At 66.4% G+C, this 26,360-nt stretch carries 29 protein-coding genes; 17 read left to right on the top strand and 12 right to left on the bottom strand.

Annotation, left to right across the window (positions count from 1 at the left end; all coding sequences use genetic code 11):
* Positions 1-89 precede the first annotated feature (89 nt).
* From cyoB to JI752_RS06925, 6 genes are read left to right on the top strand one after another with little or no spacing between them, the layout of a single operon-like run.
* Positions 90-2,069 (top strand): cytochrome o ubiquinol oxidase subunit I, encoded by a 1,980-nt coding sequence (gene cyoB / locus JI752_RS06950; RefSeq protein ID WP_216961869.1) that lies wholly within the window; start codon positions 90-92, stop codon positions 2,067-2,069.
* Entirely contained in the window at positions 2,062-2,691 is a 630-nt protein-coding gene (gene cyoC / locus JI752_RS06945; RefSeq protein WP_342316810.1) for a cytochrome o ubiquinol oxidase subunit III, read from the top strand. The genes cyoB and cyoC overlap by 8 nt, the downstream gene beginning before the upstream one ends.
* Complete coding sequence (gene cyoD, locus JI752_RS06940) at positions 2,688-3,080, top strand: cytochrome o ubiquinol oxidase subunit IV (RefSeq protein WP_216961145.1); 393 nt, start codon at positions 2,688-2,690, stop codon at positions 3,078-3,080. The genes cyoC and cyoD overlap by 4 nt, the downstream gene beginning before the upstream one ends.
* Entirely contained in the window at positions 3,077-3,880 is an 804-nt protein-coding gene (locus tag JI752_RS06935; protein WP_216961142.1) for an SURF1 family protein, read from the top strand. Before cyoD ends, JI752_RS06935 begins: the two co-directional genes overlap by 4 nt.
* Before the next feature lie 34 nt (positions 3,881-3,914).
* A complete protein-coding gene (locus tag JI752_RS19515; protein WP_216961139.1) occupies positions 3,915-5,207 on the top strand; it encodes an ATP-binding protein in 1,293 nt (430 codons plus the stop codon).
* Entirely contained in the window at positions 5,191-5,733 is a 543-nt protein-coding gene (locus JI752_RS06925) for a response regulator transcription factor (protein ID WP_216961136.1), read from the top strand. The genes JI752_RS19515 and JI752_RS06925 overlap by 17 nt, the downstream gene beginning before the upstream one ends.
* 118 nt (positions 5,734-5,851) lie before the next feature.
* Here JI752_RS06925 and JI752_RS06920 read toward each other — a convergent pair whose 3' ends face one another.
* The 4 genes from JI752_RS06920 to coxB are packed head-to-tail and all read right to left on the bottom strand — an operon-like array spanning position 5,852 to position 10,727.
* Positions 5,852-7,177, bottom strand: a complete 1,326-nt coding sequence (locus JI752_RS06920) for a ferredoxin reductase family protein (protein WP_216961134.1) — start codon at positions 7,175-7,177, stop codon at positions 5,852-5,854.
* An 18-nt stretch (positions 7,178-7,195) separates the two neighbouring features.
* Complete coding sequence (locus JI752_RS06915) at positions 7,196-7,534, bottom strand: hypothetical protein (protein ID WP_216961131.1); 339 nt, start codon at positions 7,532-7,534, stop codon at positions 7,196-7,198.
* Positions 7,531-10,065: a cytochrome c oxidase subunit I gene (gene ctaD, locus JI752_RS06910; protein ID WP_216961129.1), complete on the bottom strand. Its 2,535-nt coding sequence runs from the start codon at positions 10,063-10,065 to the stop codon at positions 7,531-7,533. Before ctaD ends, JI752_RS06915 begins: the two co-directional genes overlap by 4 nt.
* Positions 10,062-10,727: a cytochrome c oxidase subunit II gene (gene coxB / locus JI752_RS06905; RefSeq protein ID WP_216961126.1), complete on the bottom strand. Its 666-nt coding sequence runs from the start codon at positions 10,725-10,727 to the stop codon at positions 10,062-10,064. Before coxB ends, ctaD begins: the two co-directional genes overlap by 4 nt.
* A gap of 81 nt (positions 10,728-10,808) precedes the next feature.
* Between coxB and JI752_RS06900 the strand changes: the two genes are divergently transcribed.
* Positions 10,809-11,312 carry a DUF2231 domain-containing protein gene (locus JI752_RS06900; protein WP_216961123.1) on the top strand — a complete coding sequence of 168 codons (504 nt, stop codon included), beginning with the start codon at positions 10,809-10,811 and terminating at the stop codon, positions 11,310-11,312.
* Here the strand turns inward: JI752_RS06900 and JI752_RS06895 are convergent.
* Together JI752_RS06895 and JI752_RS06890 are read right to left on the bottom strand one after the other, a co-directional pair.
* A complete protein-coding gene (locus JI752_RS06895) occupies positions 11,309-11,788 on the bottom strand; it encodes a hypothetical protein (RefSeq protein WP_216961121.1) in 480 nt (159 codons plus the stop codon). The two genes, JI752_RS06900 and JI752_RS06895, sit on opposite strands and share 4 nt — an antisense overlap.
* Positions 11,785-12,510 (bottom strand): cytochrome c oxidase assembly protein, encoded by a 726-nt coding sequence (locus JI752_RS06890; protein ID WP_216961118.1) that lies wholly within the window; start codon positions 12,508-12,510, stop codon positions 11,785-11,787. The genes JI752_RS06895 and JI752_RS06890 overlap by 4 nt, the downstream gene beginning before the upstream one ends.
* 226 nt (positions 12,511-12,736) lie before the next feature.
* On the opposite strand from JI752_RS06890, the gene JI752_RS06885 reads away from it, so the two are divergent.
* Positions 12,737-13,747 (top strand): PIG-L family deacetylase, encoded by a 1,011-nt coding sequence (locus tag JI752_RS06885; RefSeq protein WP_216961115.1) that lies wholly within the window; start codon positions 12,737-12,739, stop codon positions 13,745-13,747.
* Here JI752_RS06885 and JI752_RS06880 read toward each other — a convergent pair whose 3' ends face one another.
* Genes JI752_RS06880 through JI752_RS06870 form a run of 3 tightly spaced genes read right to left on the bottom strand, consistent with a single transcriptional unit; the run spans position 13,748 to position 15,670 of the window.
* A complete protein-coding gene (locus JI752_RS06880) occupies positions 13,748-14,110 on the bottom strand; it encodes a hypothetical protein (RefSeq protein ID WP_216961112.1) in 363 nt (120 codons plus the stop codon).
* A complete protein-coding gene (locus JI752_RS06875) occupies positions 14,100-14,705 on the bottom strand; it encodes a phosphoglycerate mutase family protein (RefSeq protein ID WP_216961109.1) in 606 nt (201 codons plus the stop codon). The genes JI752_RS06880 and JI752_RS06875 overlap by 11 nt, the downstream gene beginning before the upstream one ends.
* Positions 14,702-15,670, bottom strand: coding sequence for an ATP-grasp domain-containing protein (locus tag JI752_RS06870; RefSeq protein ID WP_216961107.1), 969 nt, complete (start codon positions 15,668-15,670; stop codon positions 14,702-14,704). Before JI752_RS06870 ends, JI752_RS06875 begins: the two co-directional genes overlap by 4 nt.
* A gap of 158 nt (positions 15,671-15,828) precedes the next feature.
* Here JI752_RS06870 and JI752_RS06865 point away from each other — a divergent pair, with 158 nt between their 5' ends.
* The 6 genes from JI752_RS06865 to JI752_RS06840 all read left to right on the top strand — a co-directional run bounded on the left by JI752_RS06865 (position 15,829) and on the right by JI752_RS06840 (position 21,142).
* Entirely contained in the window at positions 15,829-17,307 is a 1,479-nt protein-coding gene (locus JI752_RS06865) for a glycosyltransferase family 2 protein (RefSeq protein WP_216961104.1), read from the top strand.
* Positions 17,304-17,453 (top strand): hypothetical protein, encoded by a 150-nt coding sequence (locus JI752_RS06860; RefSeq protein ID WP_216961101.1) that lies wholly within the window; start codon positions 17,304-17,306, stop codon positions 17,451-17,453. The genes JI752_RS06865 and JI752_RS06860 overlap by 4 nt, the downstream gene beginning before the upstream one ends.
* Positions 17,450-18,727, top strand: coding sequence for a tetratricopeptide repeat protein (locus tag JI752_RS06855; RefSeq protein WP_216961099.1), 1,278 nt, complete (start codon positions 17,450-17,452; stop codon positions 18,725-18,727). The genes JI752_RS06860 and JI752_RS06855 overlap by 4 nt, the downstream gene beginning before the upstream one ends.
* 1 nt (position 18,728) lies before the next feature.
* The gene (locus tag JI752_RS06850; RefSeq protein ID WP_216961096.1) at positions 18,729-20,471 is read left to right on the top strand and encodes an ATP-binding protein; all 1,743 of its coding nucleotides are present in this window, start codon (positions 18,729-18,731) and stop codon (positions 20,469-20,471) included.
* Between the two features lie 10 nt (positions 20,472-20,481).
* Positions 20,482-20,835 carry a response regulator gene (locus JI752_RS06845; protein ID WP_216961093.1) on the top strand — a complete coding sequence of 118 codons (354 nt, stop codon included), beginning with the start codon at positions 20,482-20,484 and terminating at the stop codon, positions 20,833-20,835.
* 82 nt (positions 20,836-20,917) lie between these two features.
* Complete coding sequence (locus JI752_RS06840) at positions 20,918-21,142, top strand: hypothetical protein (protein WP_216961089.1); 225 nt, start codon at positions 20,918-20,920, stop codon at positions 21,140-21,142.
* A gap of 15 nt (positions 21,143-21,157) precedes the next feature.
* On the opposite strand, the gene JI752_RS06835 is transcribed toward JI752_RS06840, so the two are convergent.
* The 3 genes from JI752_RS06835 to JI752_RS06825 form a co-directional block, all read right to left on the bottom strand.
* Positions 21,158-22,669 (bottom strand): hypothetical protein, encoded by a 1,512-nt coding sequence (locus JI752_RS06835; protein ID WP_216961086.1) that lies wholly within the window; start codon positions 22,667-22,669, stop codon positions 21,158-21,160.
* Between the two features lie 55 nt (positions 22,670-22,724).
* Entirely contained in the window at positions 22,725-23,645 is a 921-nt protein-coding gene (locus JI752_RS06830; RefSeq protein WP_216961083.1) for an SGNH/GDSL hydrolase family protein, read from the bottom strand.
* A 315-nt stretch (positions 23,646-23,960) separates the two neighbouring features.
* Positions 23,961-24,167 carry a hypothetical protein gene (locus JI752_RS06825; protein WP_216961080.1) on the bottom strand — a complete coding sequence of 69 codons (207 nt, stop codon included), beginning with the start codon at positions 24,165-24,167 and terminating at the stop codon, positions 23,961-23,963.
* Positions 24,168-24,194: 27 nt separating this feature from the next.
* Between JI752_RS06825 and JI752_RS06820 the strand changes: the two genes are divergently transcribed.
* The 3 genes from JI752_RS06820 to JI752_RS06810 all read left to right on the top strand — a co-directional run bounded on the left by JI752_RS06820 (position 24,195) and on the right by JI752_RS06810 (position 26,357).
* Positions 24,195-24,722: a hypothetical protein gene (locus JI752_RS06820; RefSeq protein ID WP_216961079.1), complete on the top strand. Its 528-nt coding sequence runs from the start codon at positions 24,195-24,197 to the stop codon at positions 24,720-24,722.
* Positions 24,719-25,078, top strand: coding sequence for a pYEATS domain-containing protein (locus tag JI752_RS06815; RefSeq protein WP_216961074.1), 360 nt, complete (start codon positions 24,719-24,721; stop codon positions 25,076-25,078). The genes JI752_RS06820 and JI752_RS06815 overlap by 4 nt, the downstream gene beginning before the upstream one ends.
* Positions 25,079-25,145: 67 nt before the next feature.
* Positions 25,146-26,357 (top strand): hypothetical protein, encoded by a 1,212-nt coding sequence (locus JI752_RS06810; protein ID WP_216961071.1) that lies wholly within the window; start codon positions 25,146-25,148, stop codon positions 26,355-26,357.
* The last annotated feature ends 3 nt before the right edge of the window (positions 26,358-26,360 follow it).

Raw genomic sequence — 26,360 nt, 5'->3', positions numbered from 1 at the left:
TCCACCCTGTCGTGCCGACCTGTTTCTTGGCCTGAAAGCCCCGGAATTCCGCGATGTCCCTCGAAAGCGCCACCCTACCGTCCTCACCGATCTTCGGACGCATGTCATGGGAATCCATTCCCATGTTCCATGAGCCGATCCTCGCGGTGACCTTCATCGGCACCGTGATCGCCGGCCTCGCACTGCTGGGCGTGATCACGAAGTACAAGCTGTGGGGCTACCTCTGGAACGAGTGGTTCACCAGCATCGATCACAAGAAGATCGGCATCATGTACATCGTGCTGGGTCTGGTGATGCTGCTGCGCGGCTTCGCCGACGCGCTGATGATGCGCCTGCAGCAGGCCATGGCCTTCGGTGACAACCTGGGCTATCTGCCGCCGCACCACTACGACCAGATCTTCACCGCCCACGGCGTGATCATGATCTTCTTCGTGGCCATGCCGCTGGTCACGGGTTTGATGAACTACCTGGTGCCGTTGCAGATCGGCGCGCGCGACGTCGCGTTCCCGTTCCTCAACAACTTCAGCTTCTGGATGACCGTGTCCGGCGCCGTGCTGACGATGATGTCGCTGTTCTTCGGCGAGTTCGCCGCGACCGGCTGGCTGGCGTATCCGCCGCTGTCGGGCCTGGCCTTCAGTCCGGGTGTCGGCGTCGATTACTACCTGTGGGCGTTGCAGATAGCGGGCATAGGCACATTGCTATCGGGCGTGAACCTGCTGGTGACCATCATCAAGATGCGCGCGCCCGGCATGACCATGATGAAGATGCCCGTCTTCACCTGGACCTCGCTGTGCACCAACGTGCTGATCGTGGTGTCGTTCCCGGTGCTGACGGCGGTGCTGGCGCTGCTGTTGCTGGATCGCTACGTGGGCACCAACTTCTTCACCAGCGATCTTGGCGGCAACGCCATGATGTACGTGAACCTGATCTGGATCTGGGGCCACCCGGAGGTCTATATCCTGATCCTGCCGCTGTTCGGCGTGTACTCGGAAATCGTGTCCACGTACTCGGGCAAGCGCCTGTTCGGCTACTCGTCGATGGTCTACGCCACGGTGTGCATCACGGTGCTGTCGTACCTGGTGTGGCTGCACCACTTCTTCACGATGGGTTCGGGCGCCAGCGTCAACTCGTTCTTCGGCATCACGACGATGATCATCTCGATCCCGACGGGCGCGAAGATCTTCAACTGGCTGTTCACCATGTACCGCGGCCGCATCCGCTTCGAAGTGCCGATGCTGTGGACGATCGGCTTCATGATCACCTTCGTGGTGGGCGGCATGACCGGCGTGCTGCTGGCCGTTCCGCCGGCGGACTTCGTGCTGCACAACAGCCTGTTCCTGATTGCGCACTTCCATAACGTGATCATCGGCGGCGTGGTGTTCGGCCTGTTCGCGGCGATGACGCACTGGTTCCCGAAGGCCTTCGGCTTCAAGCTCGACGACTTCTGGGGCAAGGTCTCGTTCTGGTTCTGGCTGGCCGGTTACTGGTTTGCCTTCACGCCGCTGTACGTGCTGGGCCTGATGGGCGTGACGCGCCGCATGAGCCATTTCGACGATCCGTCGCTGCAGATCTGGTTCCTGATCGCCGCCTTCGGTGCGGTGCTGATCGCCGTCGGCATCGCCGCGTTCCTGATCTGCATCTACGTCAGCTTCCGCAAGCGCGAGCAGCTGCGCGACGTCACCGGCGATCCGTGGGACGGCCGCACGCTGGAGTGGTCCACGTCCTCGCCGCCGCCGGCGTACAACTTCGCCTTCACGCCGGTCGTCCACGACAACGATGCGTGGTGGGACATGAAGCAGCGCGGGTTCACCCGCATGCGCACGGGCTTCCTCGCCGTGCACATGCCGAAGAACACGCCGGCCGGCCTGGTGCTGGCGGTGGTGAGCACGGTGTTCGGCTTCGCGATGATCTGGCACGTGTGGTGGCTGGCCGCCGTCTCGTTGCTGGGCGTGATCGCCTACGCGATCTGGCACACCTTCAACTACGACCGCGACTACCACATCCCCGCCGAGGAAGTGGCCGCAACCGAGCACGCGCGCACCGTGCAGCTGGAGACCTTCCGTGGCTGAGTCCATCGCATTGACCCGTGAAGACGGCGCGCCGGTGTTCCTGGACACGCAGGGCCGTCACCATCCGGAGAACGGCTCGCTGCTCGGGTTCTGGATCTACCTGCTCAGCGACCTGATGATCTTCGGCTGCCTGTTCGCCACCTACGGCGTGCTGGGCCGCAGCTTCGCGGCGGGCCCGTCGGGTGCGGACCTGTTCGACCTGAAGCTGGTCGCGGTGAACACCGCGGTGCTGCTGGTGTCGTCGATCACCTACGGCTTCGCCATGATTTCGATGCAGGCCCGCAACCAGCGCGGCCTGATCGCCTGGCTGATCGTGACCGGCCTGCTGGGCGCGACGTTCCTGGCGATCGAACTCTACGAGTTCCACCACTTCATCCACATCGGCGCCGGCCCGCAGCGCAGCGCGTTCCTGTCCTCGTTCTTCGCGCTGGTGGGCACGCACGGCCTGCACGTGTTCTTCGGCGTGATCTGGCTGATCGTGCTGTGCCTGCAGGTGCGCAAGCACGGCCTGACGCGCGCCAACACGCGCCGCGTCGCCTGCCTGTCGATGTTCTGGCACTTCCTGGACGTCGTGTGGATCGGCGTCTTCACCTTCGTCTACCTGATGGGCTCGCTGCGATGAGTGACCACGCACACCACGACCACGACGACGACTTCCTCGAGACCGGCATTCCGCACGTCTCGAAGAAGGAGTACCTGACCGGCTTCGTCCTCTCGGTCATCCTGACCGCCATTCCGTTCGCCCTGGTGATGGGCGGCCCGGGCGTCGCCACGCCGACGCTGCTGCTGGTGTTGCTGGCGTTCGCCGCCGTGCAGGTGGTGGTGCACATGGTCTACTTCCTGCATATGAACGCGAAGTCCGAGGGCGGCTGGAACGCGCTCGCGCTGATCTTCACGGTGGTGCTGGTGGTGATCGTGCTGACCGGTTCGCTGTGGGTCATGCATCACCTCAACACCAACATGATGCCGGGCGCGCACGAGATGCAGGAGATGATCAAGAACGCGCCATGAGCCGGCCGATCGCCGACTCCCGCCCCGCGCCGCGCACGCGTCGCGCCTGGGTGTTCGTGACGTTCGCCGCGCTGCTGGCAGCCGCGTTCGCAGGCTTCGTCTCGCTCGGCGTCTGGCAGCTCCAGCGCATGGCGTGGAAGCACGATCTGATCGCCCGCGTCGATGCGCGCGTGCATGCCGCACCCGTTCCCGTACCGGCGCGTGCGCAATGGCCGGCCGTATCGGAGTCCGCCGACGGCTACCGCCATGTGCGGGCATCCGGCACCTTCGTGCCGGACAATGAAACGCGCACGCAGGCGGTGACGGAACTCGGCGCGGGTTCGTGGTCGCTGATGCCGCTGCGCATGGAGTCGGGCGACTACGTGCTGGTCAATCGCGGCTTCGTGCCGACGGGCGATGCCGCCGGCGAGGTACCGCAAGGTCGCGTGACGGTGCAGGGACTGCTGCGCATCAGCGAGCCCAGTGGCGGCTTCCTGCGCCGCAACGATCCCGCACAGGGCCGCTGGTACTCGCGCGACGTCGCCGCCATCGCCCGCTCGCACGGGCTGCCGGCGGATCGCGTGGCGCCGTTCTTCATCGACGCCGATCGCGATCACGCGTCGAACGACTGGCCGCGCGGCGGCATGACGGTGGTGAAGTTCCGCGATTCGCACCTGTCCTATGCGCTGACCTGGTTCGGCATGGCGTTGCTGGCCCTCGTGGCGGGGGCGTACCTGGTCGCGTCGGAGCGCCGGTTGCGCCATGATCGACACCGACACCACGCGCGCTCCGGTCATGCAGGCACGAACGAGCCAGAATGAGGCCATCGACGAGGCGGCACGCGGGGACTCCGTCGTGAACGGTTCCCGTGACAGCGCGGGCCTGCGCAACATGCAGCAGCTGATCCAGTTGCGCTGGATCGCCGTGATCGGGCAGGTCGCCACCATCCTGCTCGTGCATTACCTGCTGGACATCGCGCTGCCGATGGCGCGCATGTTCACCGTGCTGGCCGCGCTCGTCGCCTTCAACCTGGTCAGCCAGCTGTGGTGGCGCCGACGCGAGCAGGTGTCCAGCGGCGCGCTGCTGGTGTCGCTGCTGGTGGACGTCGCATCGCTGACGATCCAGTTGTACCTGGCCGGCGGCATCACCAATCCGTTCGTGTTCCTGTACCTGTTGCAGGTGGGATTGGGCACGGTGGTGCTGCGCTCGCCGTTGAGCTGGGTGATCGCTGCCGCCGCGGCGCTGTGCGTCACCGGGCTGACGCTGGTCCATGCGCAGATCGCGCTGCCGGTGGAGCCCGAGCGGGGCCTGGCCGATTACTACGTGCAAGGCCTGCTGATCTGCTTCCTTCTCGTCACGACGTTGCTGGTGGTGTTCCAGACCCGCATCGCCCGCATCCTGCGCGAGCGCGATGCGCGGCTTGCGGAACTGCGCCAGCGTGCGGTGGAGGAGGAGCACATCGTGCGCATGGGCCTGCTCGCGTCCGGCGCCGCGCACGAGCTGGGCACGCCGCTGTCCACGCTCTCGGTGATCCTGGGCGATTGGCAACACCTGCCGACGATCGCGTCGGACGGCGAACTGCACAACGATGTCCTGGAGATGCAGGCGCAGGTCGCGCGCTGCAAGTCGATCGTCACCAACATCCTGCTCGCCGCCGGCGGACCGCGTGCAGAGGAACCCACGCAGACCACGCTTCACGCGATGCTGGACGAACTGGCAGAGGAGTGGCGCGACAGCCGCAACCCGACCGCGTTCAGGTACAACAACCGCTGCAGCGTGGACCCGCTCATCGTTTCGGACGCCGGCCTGCGGCAGATGGTGTTCAACGTGCTCGACAATGCCCTTGAAGCCTCGCCGGCCTGGGTGGCGCTGGACGCGGACTGCGACGACGACGTGCTCGTCATCTCCGTCACCGATCATGGCGCCGGCTTCGCGCAGGACATCCTGCGGCGACTGGGCACGCCCTACAACACCAGCAAGGGCCGCCCCGGCGGCGGGCTTGGGCTGTTCCTCTCGCTCAACGTTGCGCGTACGCTGGGTGGCAGCCTCACGGCGAAGAACCGGCCGCAGGGCGGGGCGGTGGTCACCATGACGCTCCCGATCGCGAGCATTGCCATCGAGGATGAAGACGATGACCGCGAAGAATGAACGAAGATTGCTGATCGTCGAAGACGACGAGGCGTTCGCGCGCACGCTGCTGCGCTCCTTCGAGCGCCGCGGCTACCAGGTGCGTCACGTGGTGGGCGAGGAGGGCATGACCGAACTGCTGGAGTCGTTCGTTCCAACGCACGCGGTCGTCGACCTGAAGCTGGCCGGTGGCGCCTCCGGACTGTCCAGCGTGAAGCGCCTGAATGCCTTCGATCCGGACATGGTCATCGTGGTGTTGACCGGTTACGCCAGCATTGCCACCGCAGTGGAAGCCATCAAGCTCGGCGCGCGCCACTACCTCGCCAAGCCGTCCAACACGGACGACATCGAAGCGGCCTTCCAGCGCGCCGCCGGCGACACCGAGGTCGAACTCACGCAACGCACGACCTCGATCAAGACGCTGGAGTGGGAGCACATCCACGAAGCGCTGGCCGCAAGCGATTTCAACATCTCCGAAGCCGCGCGACGACTGGGCCTGCACCGCCGCACGCTGGCCCGCAAGCTGGAGAAGCGGCGGATCAAGTGAGTCGCGCGGCGCACGCCTAGGCGGTGCGCAGGAATGCGAACAGCAACGCCAGCGCCACCACCGCCACCGCGGACACGATCGTCAGCTTGTCGGCCAGCAGGCGTCGCATCGCGGTCTCCTAGACGAAGCTGTAGCGTTCGGAGTGGTAGCGGCTGAGCGGCACGTCCATCTCGCCCAATGCCGCTTCGATGGCGTCCATCATGATGCCCGGGCCGCAGATGAAGTACTCGTGATCCGCATAGCCCTCCGGCAGGTGCCGCTTGAACAGCGCCGCGTCGATGTAGCCGCTCTCGCCGGTCCAGCCCACGTGCGGACGCGAGAGCACGTGCACCACGGTCAGTTGCGTGCGTTCCTGCAGTGCCTCGAGCTCCTCGCGGAAGCTGACGGAATCCCAGTCCTTGTTGCCGTAGATCAGGATGAGGCGCCGCTTGTCGCCGCGATCGGCCAACGTCCGGATGATGCTCATCATCGGCGTGATGCCGATGCCGCCGGCGATCATCACCTTGACGGCGGTGGAGTCGCGCACCGTGAACGATCCATACGGGCCGTCCAGGTACACCCGCTGTCCCGGCGCGACCGACTGCACCGCGTCGGTGAAGTCGCCCAGTCGCCGGATACTCATCTCGACGCGACCGTCGTCCGCCTGTGCGCTGGACGAGAACGAAAACGGATGTCCGGTGATCTTGAACGGACTGCCCCACAGCGTGAGCCAGCCGAACTGCCCGGGCTGGAAGCGCAGGCCCGCATGCCCTTCCGGGCGCATCACCAGGGTCGTGGTCTCGCCGCGTTCCTTGCGCACCTCCGCGATCCGGTACGGGCGGCGCAGCATGAAGAGCGGCTTGAACACGCGCACGTACAGCAACAGCGCGATCCACAGCGCGACCACGCCGATCCAGAATGCGCGCTTCCACGGATTGTCGAGGTAGAACCCCCACGCGATCATGTGGAACAGGCCCGCACCGATCGCCAGCAGGGCCAGGACGATGTGGCTGGCGTGCCAGACCTCGTAGCGGATCTTCAGTCGCGTGCGCCACAGCGCGGTGACCACCAGCAGCAGCAACGAGCAAACCGAGATGCCCGCGAACACCGCGCCCAGCGGCAGTTCCATCAGCGAATCGGGAAGCCGCATCGCCTCGGAGCCGGCGACGAGCAGGATGAGCGGATGCACGAACACCAGCGTCACCGCGATCAGCGAGATGCGGCGGTGGAAGTGATAGATCACGTCCTCGCCCAACGGCTGTGTGACGTGGCGGAACCGCGCGGTCAATCCGAACTGCAGCCCCATCATCGCCAGTCCCGAATAGCCCAGCGCGACCGAGAACTCGGTGGCGAAATCGCGGGCTGGCGGCATTGCTCCGATCAGCAGCACGAACAACGGGCCCAGGATGAAGAACAGGTAGATCGTGATCCAGAGCGCGTGGCGTGGGAGATCGCGATGGCTCATCGGCGCGGGCCCCGCGTGTCAGGTGCAGGTGGTCAACAGCAATGCCGGCGCCAGCGCGATGATCGCCGAGACGAGCGCTGCGACCAGCGTCCACACGATCACGGCATGCACGAACGCGCTGATCGGCGTCTGGCCCGGCCCGCGCATGGCCAGGCTGAAGCGATGCCACAGCCAGCCGATCGCGATCATGTGCGCCAGCAGCAGCGCGGCCAGCGTCAATCGCAGCGAACCGCTCGCCCATGCGAACCGGCAACCGATCGCGTGCACCGCATACAGCACCACGAGCGCACTGCACCACAACGCGAAGCCGGCGCCGAGCCACCACAGACGACGTGGCGCCAGCGGCGGCGCGTTCACGGATGCAGCTCCAGCACGCCGACGAGCCCCGGCAGCGCGATGAACAGCCCCAGTGCGATCAGCCCCGTAACCGCCGTGTAGTCGAGCCAGCCTCGCGTCAGGCGCAGGTCCAGCGTGCGCCGCTGCGACACGTATCCGCCGCGCATGCGCAGCAGGTTGCTGATGAGGAACACCAGCCCGGCAATGGCGTGGAAGATCACGAAGCCGACCAGCGCCGAAGCCGTGGCGCCCAGCGCGTGTTCGGTCGGCGCGGGCACGATGCGCGCGATGAGCCCCATGCCGGCGAAGATCGCCACCAGCAGCGCGAGGATTGTCATGGCGACCGAGCCCATCGGCATCGCGCCGCCGACGAGCGCGCGCAGCGAGCGCCGTGCGATCGCCGCGGCGACGATCAGGGCGATGGCGAGGATCGCCACACGCACCATGTCGGGCGCGGGCATCGCCGGCGGTGTCCCGCGCAAGCCGGTCCACACATACAGCGTGCCGAACAGCAGCGACGTGAACAGCGTGCCGTCGATGACCAGCGTGCATACCAGCGCGATCCAAGGCGGCGAACCTTCGACTTCGGTATGCGGCGGCACGCTGAGGCCCTTGCCGATCGGCAGCGGGCCCAGGTCGCGCGCATGGCCGGAACGTTGCGCGGCCAGCACCAGCAGCGCGATCACCACGATCGCCCAGCCCAGCGACAGCCAGTACGCCTTGAACAGGAAGCCCAGCACCGCCGCGGCCGTGGCCACGCCGGTCACCAGCGGCAGGTACGTGGGTTGCGGCAGCACGATCAACTGCTCCGGTTCGCCCGAGGTCGCGTGCACGCCCAGCGCTTCCTGCCAGCCGTTGCGGGTGGAGCCCAGGTAGCCTTCGCCGCGCGCCAGCGACAGGCGCAGTTCGTCCGCATCGGCGGGACCGCCGCCCTCGCCCAGATGCGGAATCGACGCGAACGCATACGACGGCGGTGGCAAACGCATCGCCCACTCCAGCGTCGTCGCGCCCCACGGATTGCGTTGCGCGCGACGGCCGTAGCGGACCTGCACGAACAGGTCGATCACCAGCACCGCAAAACCGATCGTCATTACGAAGCCGCCGAGCGAGGAGAGCAGGTTTAGCCCGTTCCAGCCTTCAAAGCCGTGGTAGGTGTAGATGCGCCGCGGCATGCCGAGCAGGCCCGTCAGGTGCATCAGGAAGAAGGTGAGGTTGAAGCCGATGAAGATGATCCAGAACGCGACCACCGACAGCCGTCCCACCGCCGCGCGTCCGGTCAGCAGCGGCAGCCAGTAGTACAGGCCGGCCAGCATCGGAAAGGCCAGCGCGCCTCCGACGACGTAGTGCATGTGCGCCACGACGAAGTAGGTGTCGTGCGCCTGCCAGTCGAACGGCACGACGGCGAGCATCACGCCGGTCAGCCCGCCCATCACGAAGACGAAGAAGAAACCGAAGATGTAGAGCATCGGCACGTCCCAGCGCGGCTTGCCGTGCGCCAGCGTCGCCAGCCACGCGAACACCTGCACCGCGGTGGGCACGGCCACGATCACCGACCCTGCGGAGAAGAACGCCAGTGCCAGGTGCGGAATGCCCACCGTGAACATGTGGTGGACCCAGATGCCGAAGCTCAGGAACGCCAGCGCGATGATCGCCACCACGATCGCGCGGTAGCCCACCAGTTCGCGGCGCGCGAACACCGGGATGATCGTCGACAGCACGGCGGCCATCGGCAGGAAGATGATGTAGACGTCGGGATGGCCGAACAGCCAGAACAGGTGCTGCCACAGCAGCGGATTGCCGCCGCGCGTGGGATCGAAGAACGGCAGGCCGAACGCGCGCTCGGCTTCCAGCAGGATCGAGGCGAGGATCAGCGGCGGGAACGCGACGATCATCATCATCGCCGTCACCAGGATGTACCAGGCGAAGATCGGCATGCGGTCCAGCGACATGCCGGGCGCGCGCATCTTCAGGATGGACACGACGATCTCCACCGCCAGCGACAGCGCCGATATCTCCACGAAGGTGATGCCCAGCAGCCACACGTCGGCGTTGATGCCGGGGCTGTAGACGTTGGAGCTCAGCGGCGTGTACATGAACCAGCCGCCGTCGGGCGCCACGCCGAACAGCAGCGAGAGCGTCACGATCGAGCCGCCGAACAGGTAGCACCAGTAGCCGTAGGCGGTCAGTCGCGGAAAGGCGAAGTCGCGCGTGCCCAGGATCTTCGGCGTGAGATAGACGGCGAAGCTCTCCACCATCGGGATGGCGAACAGGAACAGCATCATCGTCCCGTGCACGGTGAAGACCTGGTTGTAGATCTCCGGCGTCATGAAATCGGAATTGGGCGTGGCCAGCTGCACGCGGGTGAGCATGCCCAACACGCCGGCGATGGCGAAGAAGGCGAAGGACGTCACCATCATCCGCACGCCGATGACGGAGTGGTTCACCGCCGCCAGGCGCTGCAGTCCCGGCCCGGTCGCCCAGATCGCCGACAACTGGCGATGCAGCCGCAGCGCCGGACTTTCGTTCGATGCCGGATCGACGTGCTCGCTCATGGCGCTTCCTTCTGGCCGGTGCCCGCCTGCGCGAGCGCGGCGGCGTAGTCCTGGCGGGGATGGACGATCACGGTGAAGCGCATGTTCGCGTGGCCCAGTCCGCAGAACTCGTTGCACAGTCCTTCGTAGCGGCCGGGCACGGGGGCGCGGATGCGCAGGCGGTTCACGTGGCCGGGCAGGGCGTCGATCTTCCCCGCCAGGCGCGGCACCCAGAACGCGTGGATGACATCGTCGCTGGTGACGTTGATGTCGACCGGCGTGTCGGCCGGCAGGTGCAGCACGCCGTTCGTCGCCATGCCGCCGTTGTCGGGGTAGCGGAAGGTCCAGTTCCATTGCCGGGCGACCGCTTCGACCTGGAGCGGCGAACGCCCCGGCAGCGGAAGCAGCCGCTCGCCCGCGATCAGCGCATAGGCCAGCAGCGGCAGCAGCACCACCGCCGGCAGGGCCAACCCGCCCAGCACGATCCAGCGCGTCGGCGAGAGACTCGATCCCCATCCCGGGCGCTTGATGACCAACACCCACAGCGCCATCACCAGCAGGAACAGCACAGCGCCGCCGGCCAGCATCACCCACCACAGCGTGGCGATCGAATCGGCCGCCGGGCCGGCGGGATCCAGCGTCGACAAGGGCCGGTCGCATCCGCTCAGCGCCAGCGCCGCCATGCCCATCCATCCTGTCCGGACGATCACGCGACCGCGCGTACGATCCGCGCCGTCACCGTCGAGGATCGAGGAACGCGGGCCATGGCGAAGCGACCGTCGAAGATGAGCGAGGTCTTCCTGGAGCACCTGCGGCTGGACATGGGATCGGCCGTGGCCCTGGTGGGGCATCCGATCCACGTGATGATGGTGCACTTCCCGGTCGCGTTCGTCGTGGCCACGCTCGGTGCGGACGTGTGCTACTGGTGGTCGGGCGATCCGTTCTGGCAGCGGGCCGGCGTGTGGGCGGCCGGCGTCGCGTTCTGGACGGGCGTGGGCGCGAGCATCGTCGGCACCGGCGAGTTGCTGCTCGTGCGCGGCATCCGCCTGCTGGAAGCCAGCTGGTCGCACGCCATCGCCGCGATGACGCTGGTCGCCATCACCGCCGCCAACTGGGGCGTGCGCCTGATCGACCCCGCGGCCGTCCTGCCGCATGGGCTGGCGCTGTCGTTGCTCGCCTCGGTGATGGTGGGCTTCGCGGGTTGGCACGGCGGCAAGCTCGTCTTCGATCATGGCGTGGGAATTCTGGTTTCGTCGTCCAGGGACTAGCGAAGCCAGCGCTGCAGTCCGCCCGGCTGGAACAGGCCGGCCGCGAACAGGTTCGAATCCAGATGCGGTTTGGCCAGCACGACCCAGATCACCGCCGTGATCAGCACCGCGTAGGCCACGGCCAGCGCGATGCAGGAGGGACGGCCCAGTCGTCCGTTGGGCAGGAACAGCTTCACCAGGATCAGCCCCGCCACGACGTGCAGCATCGCCATCAGGCCGACCAGCACCATCTTCATCGAGAACCATTCCAGGAACGTGGCCTGCAGGAAGATCAGCGCCGTGCCGCTGGCGATGGCGATGTAGGCGGCGGGCGAGGTGAGGTCCACGTAGACCAGTCGCGCGATGCGGTGCAGGCGGTTCAACTCGGTGCCGGGCACAAGCGCGCCCCGCTGCCAGAACAGGAACGGCAGCACGATCAATCCACCCGACCACACCGCGATGGCGGCCAGGTGGATGAACTTGAGCAGCGTGGTCATACGCCGCTCTCGCGCGGACGCAGGCCCGATGCCGCGATCGACAACCCGGCGATCAGATAGGGCACCACGGCCGGGACCCACATTAGCAGTCCGGCCAGTTGCTGGTCGGACATCGGATCCAGCCCCCACGCATACGTGCTGGCGAAATGCACCAGATAGAGCGGGCGCGGCGCGAACACGATCACCGCGCCCAGCAGGCCCATCTGCCCGATGGTCGCGCCCAACGCCACCAGCGCCGAACCGATCGGCGTCGACGGCGCGAGGATCGCGCGCCACATCACCCACGCGCTTGCCAGCAGCGTCACCTGCATCAGCCAGTACGCGGCCACGCTGGCCAGGCCCCACGTGTACGCGCCGGGCGTGTGCCACAGCCAGAGGATCACGGCATGGGCCGCGACCACGGCGGCCAGCGGCAGGCGGCTTGCCTTCGTCGACGGAAACGCCATCGCCAGCAGCGGCGCCGCCACGGCGACCAGCAGGACGTGATGCAGCACGCGCGCCGAGAACAGGGCCGAGGAGAGTGCGCACAGCGGCGAGACGAACACGACGGCCATCACCGCGATCGCGCTCCAGCCGGCCCGCCTGTGGGGTGCGCGCGCACGTGTAAGCGCCGCCGCGAGGAACAGCAGCATCGCGATCAGCCAGGGGTCGAAATTCCAGCGCGTCCACACGTCGCCGGGAATGGCGGCTGGCCCGCAGTAGGCGATCATCGGAACCGGCATGGCTCGATCTCCTCCTCCCGCCCAACGCCCCCGATCTGGTGTGCGCCCCGAGCCGGGGGAGTCTTAGCCGATGGGCAGTGAAGGCGGGGTGTTGGGCGTGTGTCGATGCGGTGGCGCGGCTGTTCGCAGCGGTCTGGAGAGACGCGCCGCATCACGCATGCGCTAACCTTGCACGCGGCGCCGCGATTCTCGCCGCGCATCGGCGCACTGGCCCCTGGAGCACGAGATGGCCTCCAAGCTGAGCCTTCCATTGCAGGTCCTGGTGGTGGAAGACAGCCCCGAGTACGCGCTGATCGTCCGGCGTTGGCTCGAGGAAGACGGCCTGGCGCAGGTGACCCTGGCCGAAGACGCGGTGCAGGCGCGCGTCGCGATTCACTCGCGCCACTGGGACATGATGGTCACCGACGTCGAGATGCCGGGCGCCAGCGGGCTGGACCTCATCCAGGAAGCTAAGGCCGCGTATCGATGGACCTGCGTGCTGGTGATGACGGGCGTGGTCAGCGCGGAGTACGCGCGCACGGCGCTGCAGAACAACGCCGACGGCCTGCTCTTCAAACCCTTCAGCAAAGAGGTGTTCCTGAAGGAAGTGCACAAACTCGCCGGCCAGACGCTCACGCGTCGCCGGCATGAGCGCCGCTCGGTGCTGGCGGTGGGCGCGCATCCCGACGATGTGGAGATCGGATGCGGCGGCACCTTGTCGATGCATGCGGCCAACCAGGACGAAGTGACCATCCTGACCCTCAGTCACGGCGCGCAGGGCGGTGACGCCATGATCCGCGCGCGTGAGGCGCATGCGGCAGCGGAGTTGCTCCGTGCACGCTTGATCCTGGCCGATCTGCGTGACACGCAGATTCCCGAAGGCGGCACCAGCATCGAACTGATCCAGCAGGCGATCGCCGAGGTGCAGCCCACGCACGTCTACACGCATTCGCAGTACGACACCCATCAGGATCATCGCAACACGCATCGCGCCACGATGGTCGCCGCGCGCAGCGTGGGCAATGTCTACTGCTATCAGCCGCCGTCGGCGACGGTGGAGTTCCGGCCCGGGCTGTTCATCGACATCTCCGGCCACATGCAGCACAAGCTCGACGCGATCGACGCCTATTCGAGCCAGACGGCATCGCGCGCGTACCTCGCGCCCGATCTGATCGTCGCCACGGCGCGCTATTGGGGCCGTTTCGCCGGCTACGTGATGGCCGAACCGCTGGAAGTGATCCGGCAGCGCGGGCCCTGATCACGCCGCGCCGTCCGTTCCCTCGGCCGACGACTGCGCTGCTTCGCGCAGCAGCGATTGGATGCGATCCACCAGCGCGAGGGAGTGCGGCTCGCGCTGGGGTGAAACCGGCGCGTGCCACATCGCCGACACGCGTTCGCAGTGATCCTGCATATCGCGTCGGGCCAGCAGCGCCAGTGTCGGCGTCAAGCGGTGCAGATGCCGGCGCACCTCGCCTTCCTCATTGGCGAGGATGCTTTGCCTGAGCTGCGGCAGCAGGCGTTGCGCGGCCTCGGCGAAGGTCTCCACCACCAACGGCACCAGCCCCGCATCACCCAGCAGGCGCGCCGCCTGTTCCAGATCCAGATCGCCCTCATGCTTCATCGGCGGCTGCGTCCGGTGGCGGCAGCGTCACGGCGAGGATTTCGCCGTTGCGCACGGGCTGCGCGGTTTCCGCCTCGCGGAAATGCCGCATCGCTTCGCGCGAATCGGCGAATCCATCATCCAGGCCGATCATGAAACCGCGCAGGAACTGCCCGTGCCCGAACACTACGACGTGACCCTCCTGTTGCCACAGCCGGCGGTGGAACGCGCGCAGGCGGCCGACGAATTGCGCGAACGATTCCGCCCCTTCGCCGTCGATGTGGAAAGGATCGGCGCGCTGCCAGTACTGCGTCACCATCGGCATGCGCTGCGCCGGACTGGTGCGGTCCGCGCGCGCGGGCGCCAGGTACGAGAACTCTTCGATCGGCCACGTCTCCACGGCCGCGTGCGGATGCGCCTGGATCAGCGGGCGCGCGGTGTCGAGCGTGCGGCGGTACGGCGAGACGACAATGAGGTCGGGCGGTTGCGTGATCGAAGCCACCACGTCGCGCGCCTGCTGTTCGCCCAGTGCCGTCAACCGGATGTCGGCATGGTTGTCCGTCGCCTCGCCGGCGTTGGCGGTGGTCTGCGCATGCCGCACCAGGTGAACGCTCATCGGCGGCATAGCGCCTGCCATTCCGATGGATCCAGGTAGCGCTCGGTCCAGTAGCGCACCATCAGGATTTCCTTGAACGGCATCGGGCCCGCGGGGAGCGCCTTGCCTTGCAGGTCGTCCATCAGCAGGCGCGGGATGTCGACGCCGGCCGCGCCGGTCAACGGCAGGCTGCCGGGGAACCTGGGGTTGATCTCCAGCAACTTGTACGGCCCTTCGCGGCTTTGCTTGAACTGGATGTTGGCCACGTAGCGGATGCCGACCTCGCGCGCGATACCGGCGGCGGCATCCGTGAGCTCGGGCATGTGTACGGTGCGCGCGGTGATCGCGATTCCCGAATCGGTGCGGATGCGCTCGCGCGGAACGGCCGCGACGAGTTCGCCGTGCTGGCTCACGTACACGTCGACGGAGAACTCCGGCCCGGGCAGCAGTTCCTGCACGAGATAGGAACCGTCCCGGGGCAGGGCATCCAGGTCGGCCGCGCGTTCGATGAGCGCGATGCCGCGCGAACCGGCGCCCGCGCGCGGCTTGGCGAAGCACGGGAAGCGGACGATCCCGGCGCGCGTGTCGTCGGTAAGCAGCACGCATTCGGGAACGAACGGATTGCCGGCCAGGTGCGACATCAGGGCCCACTTGTCGCGACAGCGATGCAGCACCGCCGCCGGCGAGAGCGGCACACGTGTGCGCAGCGCGGTGAAGGCCGCCTCGGCTTCGGCCAGGGGCGCCAGCTCGGGATCGACGGTGGAGATCAGCACGTCGATGGACTGCGCGCGACACAGCTCGAGCAGCGCGGACACCAGCCCGGAATCTTCGCCGCGCGGAATCAGGAACCGGTTCGACGCCGGTACCAGGTAGAGCCCCGGGGAATTCGCATCCATGTCCGCCAGGAAGAGCTCGTGCTCGGCGGCCAGCGATTTCCATACGCTGACCGCTGCGGGTCCGCCCGCACCGGTGACCAGAACGCGCATGTTCGCGATTCGTGGATGGATGTCGGGAAGCTATCCGCTCCGTCGTGATGGCTGCCTTCACGCGTTCCGGATTCGCCCGGCGCATGCGTGGGGTGTGGTACACAGGACCCGGTCATCGCCGATGCGTCCGCCGGCAGGCGTTCCGGAGGCCAAAGCGCATGCTGGACATCCTGGTGTGGCTGTGTGTGGTCGCGGTGTTCCTCGGCGCGACGCCGCAACTTGCAGCGCTGCTCCAGTTCCTGCTCGTCGGCGTCCACGGCGTGCGCAACCACTACCCGCTCTGCGCGCCGGTGACCTGCCGCGTCGCGGTGCTGATACCGGCCTGGAACGAAGGCCTGGTGATCGACAACACCGTCGAACACATGATGTCGCTGGACTATCCGCGCCATGCCCTGCGCGTGTACATCATCGACGACGCCAGCACCGACGATACGCCGCAGGTCGCCCAGGCCGCGGCGCTGCGCTACCCGGGAACGGTCTTCCACCTGCGCCGCGAGAACGGCGGGCAGGGCAAGGCGCACACGCTCAATCACGGCCTGGCGCATGTGCTCGACGACGACTGGATGCAGGCGGTGTTGATCACCGATGCCGACGTGGTGTTCTCGCGCGATGCGCTGTCGAAGATGGTGCGCCACCTCCACGACCCGCAGGTCGGCGCGGTCACGGCGTACATCAAGGAAGGCAGCGCGCCCGGCGGTTTCGTCTCGCGTTCCATCGCCTTCGAATACATCACCGCGCAGGCCGCCTCACGCCGGGCGCAGAACGTCATGGGCGTGATGGCCTGCCTGGCCGGCGGCGCGCAGCTGCACACGCGCGAAAACCTCATCGCCATCGGCGGCGCCATCGACACCTCGACCCTGGCGGAAGACACCTACAGCACCTTCCTCACCGAACTGCGCGGGCGGCGCGCGCTGTTCGACGCCAATGCAATCGTGTGGGCGGAGGAGCCCGACGCGCTCGCCAGCCTGTGGAAGCAACGCCTGCGCTGGGCACGCGGCAACCTGCAACTGACGTGGGCGTTCCGACACGCCTGGTTTCGGCCGTTCTCCCACCGTGGCATCGGCGGATGGATGTTCGGGCTGATCTGGTTCTCGACGTTGCTGATGCCGATCCTGATGCTCGCCGCGATGGCGGGCGGCCTGACGTTGCTGTTCGTCCATCAGGGCTGGGCGTGGCGCGCATTCCACGTGCTGTGGCTGATCAACGCCTTCGTCTACCTGTTCGTGCTGCTGTTCTCGTGCGTGATCGATGCGCCGACGGCCAGGCGCGCGTGGCTGGAAGGCGTGTTCTTCCCGGGGCTGGTGTCGGTGGGGTTGATGGTGTGGTCGATCTTTCCGGCGCAGATGCAATCGCTGCTGGCGTCGTTCCCGGGATTCGACGGACGCTGGGACTGGCGGGCAGTCGTCGCGGTGCTGCTGTACGCCTGGGTCGGCGCCTGCATGGCGGCGGCGTGGGGGCTGTACCGGCTCGAACGCGCCGGCGCTCCGGCCTGGATCGTGCGACCCCTGCTCGCCGTGGTCGGCTACGGCCCGGTGCTGTGCGCGGTGTCCTTCGCCGCCTACGTGGCCGAGTGGCGCGGCGCGGAGCGTCAGTGGGACAAGACCGTCAAGGTCGGCAAGGTGAGGCAGCTGGGATGAACGACGACATCGACACGGCGGCGACGGAATTCTCCACGGCCCTCAAGGCCGACATGCGGCGCGAGCGGCGCCTGCTGTACGCCGAACTCGTGCTCCTTGCACTGCTGCTGGCACTGGCCGTGCTGCGCTATTGGGTAGGGCGATGAGCCCCGTGCTGCTGCCGCTGATCGCCGCCTTGGCCGCACCGCCTTCGACGTGCGAGATCGAGCTTGCGCAGCAGTTGATGGCGCAGCAACCGCGGCAGGACGCGCGCATCCAGGGCATGCTCGACCCATGCCGCGCGGCGGCCAGCACGGACTACCGCGTCGATCTGCTTGCCGGCGTGCTCGCCCGCGACGACAAGCGTTTGAACGACGCGGTGGACCTGCTTTCGCGCGCCCACGCACAGGCGCCTTCCGAACTGTCGCCGATGTTGGAGCTGGCGGTGACCTACGAATTCCAGCAGCAGCCCGGCAAGGCCAAGCCGCTTTACCTGCGCGCGCTGGAGATCGACCCCACGTCGCGTGCCGCGCAACTCGGGCTCGCGCGCGTGGCGCGCCAGCAGTACCGGCCCGAAGAGGCCGAGCGCATCTACCAGGCGCTGTTGTCGAAGGATCCCAACGACCGCGAAGCACGCACCGGTCTTGCGATGGCGATGCTGCAGCAGCACCGCTACGACGAGGCGCGCGCGCGATTGCAGCTCTTGCAGGCCGCCGAGCCCGACGATCCGGAAGTGCGCGCGGGCCTCACCGAGCTGGCGCTGGGCTGGCGTCATCGCCTGGACCTGGCCGTGGGGCGCGAGGATGTGCCGCAGGGCGCATCCAACAGCGTCGCAGCGCAATGGACGATGGCGCCCAACGCGCGCGACGAGTTCCATGCCAGATACCAGAACAACGATCGCGAAGTGTTCACGCAGGATCCGATCGACCGCGCGGTGACGCCGCTGGACAGCCTGCGCGTGGGTTGGCTCCATCGCGTGCCCGCGCAGTATTTCTGGGAGATCGCCGTCGAGTACCGGCGCCATGACGTGATCCAGGACACCCAGCGCGTCGAACTCAACGTGGGCCACCGGTTGTTCGGCCAGGTGCAGGGATTCGCCGGCGTGCGCCGCCAGTTTCCGTCAGGCCTGGACAATCGCCTCTGGCATCTGGGCATGAGCGTGCCGATGTCGCAGCGGACCTACGCGACGCTGATCGCCTACTACGCGCAGCCCCGCTTCGGTGACGACACCATGGCCTATGTCGCCGACTTCACCTACGAGCGCGAACGCCTGCAGCTGACCGGCGGCGTCGGCTACGGTTCCGATCCGTCCAACGTCATCGCGCACGTGCGCGGCGTGTGGCCGGTGTCGCCGCGGCAGGCGATCACCTTCGGCTTCGAACACCGCAGCCTGGGCGGTGAATTCGACGCGATCGTCGGCTGGCGCATGGAGTGGCAATAGGATGGTCGACGCGCCGGCCCCTCGCGAACCCGGATGGCGTCGCTGGGCGAACCGCATCCAGCCGGCGTGGGTGATGGTGCTGGTGAGCCCGTTGATGATCTGCTTCGCGTGGATCGTCACGTTCGACCAGATCTCGAAGGACCGGAACGCCGCGCTGGCGGAGGGTTATCGCGAAGCCAACGGCCTGAGTCGCTCCTTCGCGGAAATGGCGCGGCACAACCTCGACGACCTCGATCAGATCGTGCGCGTGGTTCGAAGGGCCTATGTCGCCGGCATGCGCGAGGACGACATCGCCCGCATGCTGACGCAGGCCGGCTTCCGCGAGTCGCACCAAGTGCAGGTGGCGGTGCTGGATGCGTCCAACCGGATCATCGCGGGCAAGGGGCCCGATGCGCCGCAGTGGCTGGCGAAGGCGATGCCGCAGCGAAACGACGGACCGGCGGTGGACCGGCCTGTGTTGTCCACGGCACTGCGCGCCGAACGCGGCCGCCCCGATCTGCTCGCTTTCAGTCGGCCCATTCTGCGTCGTGACGGTGCCTTGGCGGGACACGTGGCCGTCTTCGTGCGGCCGGAGCAGGTACTGGCCAGCCTGCCGCGCTTGAACGTGGGGCCCATGGCGCGTCAGTTCGGCAGCATCGAGCTGGGTCGCGATGATGTGGCCGCCATCCTCGGGATGGACGGACGCCTGCGTGCCGTGCGACTGGGCGGCGCGGCGCTTGCAGCAACACGGTGGCCGGAGGGACCGGCCATCTACCGCACGCGCAACGGCGATATCCAGCCGCGACCCAACGCCCGCCTCGATGCTGTGCCGCGCCTGTGGTCGGGCGGATACCTGCGCGCTTACGACGCGACCATCGTCGTGGGCATTTCGCGCGGCGTGGTGCTGCGCGGTTTCGAACGGCGCCGGCAGCTCTACCTGGCCGGCACGACGGCGTTCACCCTTGGCGTCGGCCTGCTGACCGTGATGGGCGCGATCCTCGCCCGGCGCCAGCGACGCATCCTGCAGCAACTGGCCGAGAGCGAACGCAGGGCGAACGAACTCAAGTCCAGCTTCCTGGCCAAGATTTCCCACGACCTGCGCACGCCGCTCAACGGCATCCTGGGTTTCGCCGAACTCATCAAGATCACCGCGCACGAGGAAGAGCCGCGCCAGTACGGCGAATACATCCACGACAGCGCGAGCCACCTGCTGGATCTGGTCAACATGATCCTGGACCTGACCAAGCTTCGGAACGGCACGCTGCAACTGCAACTGCGCGAGGTGGACCTCAAGGACATCGCGACCAGCGTGTCCAGGACGCATTCGGTCGTGGCCGAAGGAAAAGGCCTGGAATACCGCCTGCAGATCGCGCCCGACTTCCCCGCGACCGTCCTCTGCGACGGTGTGCGCATCCGCGAAGTGCTGAACAACCTGGCGCACAACGCGATCAAGTTCACCCGGGCCGGGAAGGTGTCGATGGAACTGTTCACGGCCGATGAACGCGTGATGGTTCGCGTGTCCGACACCGGCATCGGCATGAGCGATGAGGTCAAGCAGCACCTGTTCGAACCCTTCAGCGAAGGTCGCGACGCGGAGTCGCGGCTGCAGGCGGGCTCCGGCCTCGGGCTCGCGTTCTCGAAAGAACTGCTTGCGCTGCACGGCGGCGGGATCGAGGTCGCATCCACGCAGGGGCAGGGCACCGACGTCACCTTCTGGATCCCGCGGGACGGACCGCCCGCGCCGCCCACGTCGCCCACCCAATGAGGCCATCGCCATGCGTCGCGTACTGGTAGTGGATGACGACCTGGTCAACCGGAAGCTTGCGCGCGCCATTCTCGAACGCAGCGGCTGGACGGTCGAAGAGTGCGAGGACGGCGCGTCCGCACTGGCGAGTTTCGATCGGGCGCCGGTCGACACGGTGCTGCTCGACATCGGCCTCCCGGACATGGACGGCCGCGATGTCTGCCGGGAACTGCGCAAGCGCCGGCACGACGCCTTGCGCATCGTCGCCTACACCGCCTCGGTGCAGCCGGAGGAAATGGCCACGCTGCGCGACAGCGGCTTCGACGAAGTGCTGCAGAAGCCGGTCAGCGTGGCGGCGGTGCAGGCTGCGATCGGGCCGGCGTGATCCGGCCACCGTCCTGTTCACATTGTTGGTCTTCGTCGTGATCAGGTGTGGCCTATAGTGGATGCACGTGTTCGAGGTTCCGATGACACAACAACCGCGCCCCCCGAAGAAGAAGGCACGTGGTGGCAAGCCCGGCGTCGGGCAGGCCGCCGAAGTGGCGACCTTCCGTGAATCCCTGGAGCGGTCAGGCCAGGTCCAGGACGACGAAGACCTGAAGCCGGGCGTCACGCATGTGCGCAAGCGCGACGATGAAGGCGGCGAGGTGCTCGTGCGCAGGCGCTTCTCGGCGCTCGCGCCGAAAAAATAATGCGCTGCGCAGACGCTACCTGCGTGGTGTTCGATGGCACGCGCAGGAGAACCTGATCCGCTCGAGCAGCGGTCCCCCCTGGCCCTTTATCAGGCGGTGGGTTACGCCCGGGTCCGGCATTTCCGCCTGAAGGATGCCACCACCGCCACTGGCCACCGCGCCCCGCGCTGCATAGCTCCTGGGATGTGCGACGGTGGCGTTGGGCGCGAGTTGCAGCTGCCCGCGTTTGCGCAGGCTGGCGACGAAGTCATTGACCTCCTGGTCGATGGCGACCGCGTCGGGCAACGCGCTCATCAGCTCCACGGAAGCGCCCCTGCCTCGGGCAGGCATTGCACCGACGGCGCGCACCAGAACCGACTCGGGGATATTCGTCGCGCTGTTGGCCGGGAAATTTGGCAGGTGCAGCGGGACCGTGCGCGTGAAGCGGGCCTCGGCCATTTCGTGCGGCCCGAAACGCACCTTGCGCACGTAAGAAGGCGCGGCATCATCGGCGCCCATGCGGTTGCGCAGGTCGGCCATCGCTGCGGGCGTGAGCGTGAAGTTTCTGGACTTCTCCTTCTTGATCGCACCGGCGATCTTCGCCTTCGAGGCGGTGATCGCCGAACTGCCCAGTGTGATTCCGTGCCGTTCGAATGCGGCGTCCACCGCCGCCTTCAGCGCGGTGCCCTGTCCTGCCTGCAGTGCCATCGCACGCCCCACCGCCTGGTAGAAGCGCGGGGTCGGCGGCGCCGCGCGCGCGGCAACAAACAGAAGCTTGCCTGCGCTTTGCGCCGCCTTCCAGAGATTCGCTGCACTACGCGTGCCTGCCTCGAACTGGGAGCGGATCAGATCGTAGAAGCAGCCCGTGAAGATCTGACTGTAGTCGTGGTACTCGTCGTTCTTGTCGGGCAAAGACCACTTCTCTGAGTTCCGGGCCTGGCGCGGAGCGTCACCGGCGAGCCAGCTGAGGTGCTCTCCCCAGGTTTCCACGAGATTCACACCGCCCAGTCCTCCGTGGGTTGTGATGTGTGCGCGGATCTCAGGATCGGCCAGCGCGGTGAGTATGGCCAGGCAGTCGCCGAAGGATTCGTGGAAGGCGGCCACCTCCAGGTACTCGATGGCCCACAGATCCGGCCGCAGTGCATCCAGGATGGCGTGCCCCACTTCATGTGCCACCACGTCGGTGCTGGCGCCCGTGAAACGTATGCCGGGTCCATCGGGCGCCTGGCAGAACACCAGATCTTCACCGTTGTAGTAGGCGTTGATGTCGCGGCCGGCGAGATACTGGATGCCCAGTGTCTTGCCGGATGCCCATCGTTTCAATGGCGCCCCGTCGATGGATTCGAAGGCTGCCAGCGCCGAAAGCGCGGCCTGCCGCACCTGCCATTGCAGGAAGCGCAGGTCGCTGACCGCGTACAGTTTTGGTCTACCGATGTTGCCGAACTCGAACCCGGCGCGTGCGGCACTGCGATTCTTCAGTTGCAGCCTCGACTGCGGACGGTTGAACTTGCTTGCGAGTGGATCATTCGGGATGAAGTTGATGGGCATTGCACAACGTCCTGTCGGATGGTCGCCTGGATTGGCCGGGTGAGAGGTTCCAAACTCACGGAATCGCAGCAGCGATGCGCGCGGTGACGGCCGCGAAGCCAGTGGCGGTGGGATGGAGTTCGTTGGCCCAGTCGGTCTTGTAGTTGGCGCTCTTCAGTGTTCTGCGCAGGTCGACGAAGCTGACGTGGCGGAACTCGGGAGTGCCCGTCAGCCGCTTCAGCATTTCGTTGAAGCGGTCGATGAGCTTCTCGACGAGTTGCCTGCGGACGACCATGTTGTGATAGCCCTTCTGGTTGAATCCCGGTTCAAGCCAGGGGCCCGGCAAGAGCCAGAATCCGCCGGCGAATCCCCGACCATCGGGTATCGCGTAGTCGTAGCCGTGGACCACGATCGGGATCTTCTCGCCGAAGTGTTCCTCGCACACCGTGGTCACGGCAGCGAGGATCGTCGAGAAGGCATCGTGCAGGCGTTGATCGATGATGCCCTCCACCACCAGCGGGTTCAGGCCATTGATGGGAGAGAGCGCATGGTTGAGGATCATGCCGAACTCGATCTCGCCCGTGATGTCGTTGCCGCCCCCGGACAGCAGGATGGCTCGGGGTTTCTCGCCCCGACGCTTGAGCTTCTCGATGCGGCGGATGAAGTCGTCGAGTTGGCCGCCCGAGTAGGCCATGTCCTCGACGCGATCGCCCGCATGGGCGACGGTTTCGACGTCGAAGCCGTGGTCGTCTTCCAAGTTCTTGATGATGTCGTTGAAGGGATAGTCGAACCAGGAGTCGCCCTCCGCGACGAGGATGCCGGCGCTCTGGCCGGCTTTCACCGCAGGCGATGCCGACTTGGCGGCCTTGGTCTTGGGCATCTTGGCGATCGCGGCCTTGCGCCGCCTGAGTGCCTTCTTCCTGCGGGCCAACGCGACCTTGGCCAACTGTTCCCCCGTCTCGCGAGGGGCGTCGGTGCTGCGCTTCTTGGACGGCATGTCGATGTACTCCTGCGGAGCTGTCCCCAGGAATGGGGAGTGGTTGCCTTCATGAAGCCGGAAGGGTGGGCACAGGGCTCAACGCGGTGACCACCGCCTCGCGGCCAGGCTTCGCAATTCGGAGGTGAGTCTGGAACGCCGGCAAGGCACGCTGTCCGTGTAGCGGGATTCGGTCTCTTTTGTCGGGCTGCCGGCAGGTACGTGGCACCAGCAATCGCACGCGGCTTACGCAAGCATCGCTTTTGCGATAGCGATGCTGTCTGGAACTCGTACAGAACCACTTCCGTGAACAGGTCTCGACGCGCTCTCGCGAGATCACTCTTCACGCGGGCAGCCCGGCTGGACACGCTGGCCTTGTCCTGCAGCGCCGAAGCGGGACGTTGACAACGCCAGATACGGACCTGCGTCGATCTGCTGCGCTTCCTGTTCATCGACAGCGAGGAAGAGGCCATGCCACATCCAGTCGAACGAAAATTGCGAAGGGAGATGTGCCCATATCTTGCGGCAGGCCAATGCATCCATCGCTGGATGCCGTACCGGATCTATCGCTTGAACGCGTACGTAGGCGAGCTGTTCCTCGTGCTGGCCAGCATTGGCTTGTCCAACCCCCTCCTGAAGTTTCTCTTGGGCGAAGCGAAGGCCGCCGAGCCTGCTACACAGTCCCCATTGGGCTATCTGCTCGAAAGCAGGCTGGGGATCATCGGCGTCATCGCACTGGTCATCTGGCTGATGGTCAAGGTGTACGTGCGGCGCGAGAACCTGGAGAAGCGGTGCAGCCTGATCACCAGTTTCATAAGCCAGAGCGGACAGATCGAGCTTTCGGTGCGAAGCGCGCTGTCAGGTCCGGATCCGATGCCTGCGCTGAACGACGTCAAGCTCAAGCTCGATGATCTCGTGGCTCGGAATGTCGCCGAGGGGGTGTTCACGCAAGGGGTCTTCGCGCAGTACCGCGGCGAAGCGGATGCACTGTGCGACTCGCTGGTCCAGGACTTCTCCGACTACTGGGCCCCGCCACCGCCCGATGATCAGCGTCCAGGACATCGCCGCCCGCCGCAGGACAGTGGAGACCAGCCATGAGCACACCCGTCATCAAGGCCAGCTTCGTTCTCGACGCAGACGGCAAACCCCGTGGGCGGTCCACCGGAAACTACGAGATCCTGCTGCAAGTCGACGGAGCACCGGAAGACGCCTACCGGGTCGTCTACGAACTGGACGACAGCTATTACGACCCACGGCGGGAAGCCACGGATCCCTCCACGCTGTTCTCCGAGGAGCTGACCTCCTACGGCGACTACGTGATCCAGGCGCGCGTGCGCACCACCGATCATACGGTGCTGGCCAAGCGCAGCTTGTTTGAAGCGCTGAAGGAAGCCCATGCCGGAAACAATCATCCGGCGATCCTGAAGGCGTTGCACGACATCCAGCAGAACTGAGCTCCGCGCGCCCCATCGATCGAACGCCAAAAACGGATTTCACAAGGAGTCGGACATGTTGAGGTCCATGACGTTCGTCGTCCTGCTTGCATGCGCTGGGCCGGCGATGGCTCAGGCCGGGACGCAAGGGTCCGTCGGTTCGAGCGGTTCCACGGGCGCCGATGCGGACGATGTGTCCGGCGATGTCGGTGCCTCTCCCCTGGATGCCCCGGATCCCCGCATCAAGGAGCTGGACGAGCAGATCGCGCTGAGGAAGAAGCAGATCGCGTTGCTCGAAGAGCAACAGTCGTTCGAGAAGAAGCTGATCGAGGTCAAACAGGCCGAGTTTCCCGTGGTGGCCGTGCCCAATGTCAAGAATGGCGACTCGACGACGTTCGATCAGACCGCGTTCCTGGCGAACTGGGCGCTGTCGGCTAATTTGCCGAAGCTGCTTCCAAAGGACGATCCGCCTTGCACGGCGAATCTGCCGACGCTGATCGTCGGCGAGGGCAACTTCGCCGGGAAGATGCTGGCCGCCAAGGCGATCAACGAGACGGTGAATCAGTTGCAGCGGGAAGCGGATGCCTGGCTGTCCGAGGCGAGGTCCAAGGCAGGCCGTAAGGACGGTGACGGCACGCGTGAATCAGGATTGATCAGCGGCTTCACCGTCGCGCAGTCCCTGGTGACGCAGACGTTGGACCTCATGAAGTACTTCCGGACGGACATCGAGTTCAAGGGGGCCACGGTGAGCCTGCCGTCGCATTCGCTCCGCTCCGCGCTAGTGAAGAAATGCCCGGGCGGGCGCCTGCCGGAGATGGCGGCACCGGAGATGAGCGAGCTGCTGAAAACCTATGCAGCCTTGCTCGTGGCAGGTGAGCGCATCCGCACGCAACTCTCCGATGAGGCCAGCCAAGGCATGGGCGGTTCGCTGAAGTCGCGAGGGCTGGCTATCGTCGCCAGCGTAGATGCGCTCAAGGGGCAGCTGTCGTCTGGCGAGGACGGGCGGCCAAATGCCATCGCAGAAGCCGCGCAGTTGCTGGCACAGACCGACGCAAAGCGATTGCTGACGGTGCGCGTGCTGGATCAAGGAGGCGCGATCTACAAGCGAACCAATCTGTTCTTCCTGTCGCCGAAGGTCTCCTACCTTGCGTCCGCGACGGTGGACTATGTGCTGTCCAACATGTCAAACGGGCAAGTCCTGTGGCACGAGACAACGCGGGTCAAGACGCAGCTGAATCAAAGCTTCGCGCGTTGGAGCGAAAATCCGGCAGAGGCGCCCGACGTCACGGTCGTAGATTGAGCG

The sequence above is a fragment of the Lysobacter sp. MMG2 genome (assembly GCF_016735495.2).
Classification (GTDB): domain Bacteria; phylum Pseudomonadota; class Gammaproteobacteria; order Xanthomonadales; family Xanthomonadaceae; genus Lysobacter_J.
The sequence above is the reverse complement of the archived record's forward strand: the minus strand, read 5'-3'. Positions and strand labels throughout refer to the sequence as shown.